General features: G+C 69.2%; 4 protein-coding genes. 1 reads left to right on the forward strand and 3 read right to left on the reverse strand.

Annotated elements, in window-relative coordinates; genetic code table 11:
- Window positions 1–73: 73 nt before the first annotated feature.
- Window positions 74–1,915: a serine/threonine-protein kinase gene (locus D7Y21_RS40065; RefSeq protein WP_121718512.1), complete on the forward strand. Its 1,842-nt coding sequence runs from the start codon at window positions 74–76 to the stop codon at window positions 1,913–1,915.
- 24 nt (window positions 1,916–1,939) lie between these two features.
- On the opposite strand, the gene D7Y21_RS40070 is transcribed toward D7Y21_RS40065, so the two are convergent.
- The 3 genes from D7Y21_RS40070 to D7Y21_RS42110 all read right to left on the reverse strand — a co-directional run.
- Window positions 1,940–3,745: a DUF4215 domain-containing protein gene (locus D7Y21_RS40070; protein WP_121718513.1), complete on the reverse strand. Its 1,806-nt coding sequence runs from the start codon at window positions 3,743–3,745 to the stop codon at window positions 1,940–1,942.
- Complete coding sequence (locus D7Y21_RS40075; protein ID WP_147469520.1) at window positions 3,742–4,431, reverse strand: putative metal-binding motif-containing protein; 690 nt, start codon at window positions 4,429–4,431, stop codon at window positions 3,742–3,744. Before D7Y21_RS40075 ends, D7Y21_RS40070 begins: the two co-directional genes overlap by 4 nt.
- 239 nt (window positions 4,432–4,670) lie before the next feature.
- Window positions 4,671–5,394, reverse strand: a 724-nt coding sequence (locus D7Y21_RS42110) for a tetratricopeptide repeat protein (protein ID WP_121718515.1), incomplete at its 5' end; no start/stop codon positions are given.

A 5,394-nucleotide genomic window follows, 5' to 3' on the forward strand; every position in this document is an offset into this window, starting at 1 on the left:
GGGTGGGCGGGTGGACGCCCGCGCCGGGCAGGGGTTTCACTTTTCCGGTGATCCGTGGGAAAGCTTTGGGTCCATGCAATTGGGGAAGTACCAGCTGGTGCGGAAGCTCGCCTCGGGAGGCATGGCCGAGGTGTTCCTCGCGAAGGCCGCGGGGCCCCGGGGCTTCGAGAAGACGCTGGTGCTCAAGCGCATCCTGCCTCACCTGGCGGAGGACGAGGCGTTCGTGGAGATGTTCCTGGGCGAGGCGCAGCTGGCCGCCCGGCTGGACCACCCGAACGTGGTGCAGATCTTCGACTTCGGCGAGGTGGACGGCAGCTACTTCCTGGCGATGGAGTACATCGACGGGCCCACGCTGCGCCGGCTCATCAAGCGCTCCATGGAATTGAAGCAGCCGCTGCCCGCGGGCCTGTGCGCGAAGATGGTGGCCGCCGCGGCGGAGGGGCTGGCGTTCGCGCACGAGCTGACGGACCCGGAGACGGGCGCGCCGCTGGGGCTGGTGCACCGGGACATCAGTCCGGAGAACGTGCTGGTGTCGCGGCAGGGCACGGTGAAGGTGGTGGACTTCGGCATCGCGAAGGTGGCGGGGCAGAGTCACCGCACGGCGACGGGCGTGGTGAAGGGCAAGGTGGCGTACATGCCGCCGGAGCAGCTGCAGGCCCGGCCCATGGATGGGCGCGTGGACGTGTACGCGCTGGGCATCGTGCTCTACGAGCTGCTCACCGGGAAGCGGCCCTTCGACGCGACGACCGACGTGAGCATGATGCAGGCCATCCTCTTCGAGCCCTTCGTGCCCGCGGTGCAGCGCCGGCCGGACCTGCCGGAGGCGATGCAGCGGATTTTGGAGCAGGCGCTCGCGAAGGACCGGGAGCAGCGCTACCCGGACTGCCGCGCGTTCCAGGCGGACCTGGAGCGCTTCGTGCTGTCGCTGGGCGAACCGGTGGGCGCGTACCAGATTGCCCGGCTGGTGGCGCAGGTGATGGAAGGGGGCGAGGCCGCGCCCGTCGCGCACACGCCCGCGAAGGGGCGGGTGACGGCGCCCGTTGCGCCTGCGGTGGAAGCAGCGACGACGCCCATGCCCCATCGCGCGGGCACGGCGTGGGAGCCGCTGGCCTCGCGGGGGTCGATGGCGGCGCCCGCTGTGACGGCGTCCGGGAGCGACGTGCCGTCGAGCCGGTTCGACGCGGCGACGGATCCCGCGACGCCTTCAGCGGGCAGCCTGCTGCGGGAGTCCTCCAGGCCACAGCCTCAGGAGGTCTCGAAGGGGGTTGCCTCCGAGCAGCCCCTGCTCGCGGGCGCGGTGCGCTCGCCCCGGCGGAAGCTGGTGGGCGTGATGGTGGCGGTGAGCGTGCTGGGGCTCGCCGGGGGACTGGCGCTCCTGGGGAAGGGGGAGAAGCCCGCCGCGCCGGTGGCTCGGACGGATGCTGCGACCGTGAATGTGAAGCCGCAGGAGCCGAAGGGGACACCCGTCGTTCCGGCGACGCGCGTGGAACCGGTGGCCGCCGAGACGGTGGACAGTGGCACTCCCGCTGTCGTGGCCGAAGTGAAGCCCGCGACGGAGAACGCCGCCGAGGTGCGCGACGCGGGCGTGGTCGCGGAAGTGGCGCCGACTCCGCGACCCACCGTTGCCGTGAAGCCCGCGACGACCAGCCCGGTCACACCGCCGGTCCGCCGCGTGGCCACGCCGGTCCGTCGCGACCTGCCCAAGGGCAAGGTGGAGTTCCGGGTCCGTCCGTTCGGCACGGTGTACCTGGACGGCAAGAGCCTGGGACAGACGCCCTTCGCCGCCGTGGAGGCGACGGAGGGCTCGCATCAAGTGCGCGTCGTGAACAAGGACCTGGGCAAGGACGTGACCCGCTCGTTCGAAGTGAAGGCGGGCCAGGACAACGTCTTCAAGCTCAACCTCGCGGCGGAGTGAGCAGCTTCCTGCCTGACACCGTGATCAGGGCTGGCTACAGACCCGGGCTCCATCGCAGACGAGGTCGTATGCGCAGTCCTCGTTGCCCATGCATTTCGTGCCCTGGGTGCAGTCGTAGCCGCTGCCTCCGTTCATCCCATTCACCTTGAATGTCGAGCTGGTGATCTTTTCGGTCATCACCTGGTTGCCGATGGAGCCCTTCAGGTTGTGGGTGACGTTCACGACGAACGTTCCGGTGACGACCGACGCCTCGATTTCGAACGGTTCCGCCACCGCGTTGATGGCGTCCCGGATGATGAGCGCGACCTGGGTCGCGGGCGTATTGGTTTCAACCTGGACCCGCTGGTGGGCGGGGTTCTGGAGCGTTCCATTGCGGTCCACCTCGAACGTGACGGGCGTGTTGATGCCGTCGCTGATGGTGAACGTCTCACCATCATTCATGCTCGTGCTGGAGGAGGCCGTGATGGTGCCCGTCGCCGCCTGGAGCGTCTTGACCTGGCAGTTGGCGCTGCACGAGCCGCAGGTGAGGGTGTTGCCGTCGTCGCAGGCCTCGTCCGCCGGGTCCAATACGCCGTCCCCACACACATTGCCCTGGAGATGCAGCACGGTCTTGCAGTCGTTACTGCATCGCTGACAGACCGCGAGGTTGTAGGGACAAGCCGTTTCCGTGGTCGTATTGCCGTCGTCACAGGCTTCGTTGGACCGGTCCACGAGGCCATCGCCACAGACGTTGCCCGTGACGCTCAAGGTCTCCTTGCAGTCGGATCTGCAAACCACGCAGCTCGCCACCCCATACGGGCAGGTCGTCTCGGTCGTTGTGTTGCCGTCGTCGCACGCCTCATTCGCGGCACTCGGGTCCTGGATGCCATCTCCGCAGACATTGCCTCGGAGGGCGAGAGCGCTCTGACAGTCAGCGTTGCACCGTTGGCAGGACGCTGTCCCGTAGGGGCAGGAGGCCTCGGTGGTGGTGTTGCCGTCGTCGCAGGCTTCATAGACCGTGTCTCGTGCACCATCACCACAGACGTTGCCCTGGGCGGTGACGAACGCCATGCAGTCCTCCCGGCAGACGGTGCAGGTCGCCTGGCCATAGGGGCAGCTCCTCGCGGACGTGTTGTTGTGTTCGCACTGCTCGCCAGCGGTGGCATTCACGATTCCGTCGCCACAAGCCGGTAGGGTGCAGTTGGCATTGCAGGTGCCCGACTCGCCCTGGGTGTCACACTGCTCGCGGCCCTGCCGAGCGCCATCGCCGCACACCTCGGCCACATGGCAGTCCGCGCTGCACCCGTCACCGTCCTCGGTGTTGCCGTCGTCGCAGCGCTCTTCCCTTGCGACGTCGGTATAGCCATTGCCGCAAGTCTCCTGGGACAGGCAGTCCGCGCTGCACCCGTCACCACTCACGTTGTTGCCGTCGTCGCACACCTCGCCCACGGCGGTGTCACGCACGCCGTTGCCGCAGACCTCGCTGGAGCGGCAGTCCGCGCTGCAGGCATCACCGCCGAGCGTGTTGCCGTCGTCGCACTTCTCGCCCTTGGCGATGTCCACGACGCCGTTTCCGCACACCTCCCTGGAGGTGCACGTGCGGTTGCAGCCGTCACCGTCGATGACGTTGCCGTCGTCGCAGGCCTCGCCGTCCTGGACGATGCCGTCGCCGCAGTCCGAGGGGATGCAGATGTCCTGCTTCGCGGCGCACTGGCGTCCCTCGGGACAGAGCAAGCCCGAAGGACAGGTCCGGTCCGGAGGGTTGGAGCAGACGGTGAGCAGGGGAAGCAGGAAGGTCAGCACCATCCACGCGCGTGACGCGAGCTGCCGGTGAGAAGACTGGGGCGTCATTCCAGGACCTCGGAGGAATCGATTGCCGTGACCGAAGGAATGGCCGTGCAGACGGTGCGCGTGGGAAGCGCGGCGTCACAGGTCAGCCTGCCGGGGAGGTACTGCGCCGTGGTGCAGGGGGCGCCAACATTGAAGCCTTCGTCGACGTCGCCATTGCAGTTGTCGTCCTTGCCATCGCAAAGGGACTCGACCTGACCTGGATGGACGAGGCGATTGCGGTCGTCGCAGTCGTCGCGCACGGCATACGCGCCCGCAGGGGCGACGCATGCGCGGACCGGCGTCCCACCATGGCCGTCCAGGTCCGTGTCGGCGTACCACGTCGGGGCATCCACGGCGTCGCGCTCTCCGTCGACGCAGTTGTCATCCACCCCGTTGCACCGCTCCACGGCGCCAGGATGGATGTTCGCGTTCGCGTCATCACAGTCGGTACCGCCCTGGGCCGCGGAGACAAACCCATCCTGGTCCAGGTCCTCGGCGGTCAGGTCGAGCCGTGCCTGGGCCACCTGTCCCTTGTCCGTCGGGACTGCTGGGAGCACCTGGCTCGCGACGGGCGCCGTGTCGCAGGTCTGCTCGAACGCATCCACGTGGAAGAGGACGTCGCCTCGCCAGGTGTCGGCCAGCAAGACCGCCACCCGGAGGGGCTCTCCAGGCTGTGCTTCCTGGCGTCCCAGCACGAGGGTGGACACGGTCCGGGTGCCATCCTGGGTCCTGAGGGTCACGCGGATGCAGCCGGGATTGAAACCGACGGGCTGGAGGGTCAACTCCAGGCCCCGATCGCAGGCGCTCGGATCCGCCCGCAGGACACCGTCCAATGCCTGCGGCCCTCGCCCTTCACAGAACCGCTCCAGGAGGACCTGGTCTGTCTCAGGGACGGTGCATCCGATTCCCAGGCCCCCCAAGGCGATGGCCGTCGCGAGCCAGCACTTCACTGGCCACCCGCCGACCCGGTGGATTCACCGCTGAGGAAGTACGTGATGACGGCGCCGGCCGCCGCCGCCAGCGCCGTGCCGAAGAGCACGTTCGCCACGACCGCCTGCCCCCGCGCATCGTCCAGATGCCCGGTCACGTCGCCGGACAGGTCCGTGTCGCGCGCGGAGCCCACGTTGCCGCGCGACTGGAGCCCGATGATGGACCCCACACCGCCCGCCACCACCCCCGTGCCCAGCAGCACCCACGACACCGTCGGCACCCGGCGCATCCCGCCCTCACGGGCATCCGCCTTCAAATCCACGCCCGGAGCCGGAGCAGGCACCGCCGCGACCTGGGGCGGGCTCAACGCCACCGGAGGCCGCACCGGCGCATCCGCCGGCTTCGCTACCGCCGCGCGCTCCTGCCGCACCGCGCTCCGCACCAATTCGAAGTCCCCCTCCACCTTGGGTGACACCTTCGCCGGCAGCCGGGCCTCCGGGGTCAGCAGCAGCCCCGCCCGGAACGACGCCAGCGCCTCATCGCGCCGCCCCATGTCCGCCAGGATGACGCCCTCGTAGATGGCCGCCGCGCTGCGCTCTTCTTCGGAGCGGGCCAGCCGCCGCGCCCGGGTCACCGCCGCCAGGGCCCGCTCGGACTCCAGGTCCTCATAGAGCCGGGCCGCCTCCGCCATCGCCGCGTCGAAGTACGTGCCCGCCGGCCGGGACGCCGCCGTCCCCGTC

It is taken from the genome of Corallococcus sp. AB045, assembly GCF_003668895.1.
In the GTDB taxonomy this organism is placed as follows: Bacteria; Myxococcota; Myxococcia; order Myxococcales; family Myxococcaceae; genus Corallococcus; species Corallococcus coralloides.